This window comes from Streptomyces sp. B1866, assembly GCF_031932565.1.
In the GTDB taxonomy this organism is placed as follows: domain Bacteria; phylum Actinomycetota; class Actinomycetes; order Streptomycetales; family Streptomycetaceae; genus Streptomyces.
Map to the genome: position 1 here is coordinate 1 of NZ_JAVSCF010000616.1, position 453 is coordinate 453.

Below are 453 nucleotides of genomic sequence, written 5' to 3' on the forward strand. Positions count from 1 at the left end.
CAACGCGCACGTCATCCTCGAACAGGCACCCGCCGAGCAGGACGCCCCGGCGAAGGACGTCCCGGACACGGCGGCCCCGGGTGAAGACGCGCGGGAAGACGTCCAGACGGCCGCCGGGCCGGACGCGGGCGCGGAGGCCGGTGGCGGGCTGCCGGTGGTGTGGCTGCTGTCGGCCAAGTCCGAGCCCGGGCTGCGTGCGGTGGCCCGTCGGCTGCACGACCGGATCAGCGCCGACACCAGCACCGGCCGGGGCCCGGTTGACGTGGCCAGGGTCGCGCACACGCTGGCCACGGGACGGCCCGCGTTCGCCTACCGGGCGGTGGTCCACGGGACGCAGCCGGCGGACTTCCTGCCCGGCCTGGCAGCGGTGGCCGCCGACCAGCCCCACCCCACGGTCACCACCGGGACCGCCACGGCCGGCACCCCCCGTACGGTGTTCGTCTTCCCCGGCCA

General features: G+C 77.0%; 1 pseudogene. It reads left to right on the forward strand.

The window, feature by feature from the left end:
* Positions 1-453 (forward strand): annotated as a pseudogene (locus tag RKE29_RS30455) (hypothetical protein); the annotation flags it as partial.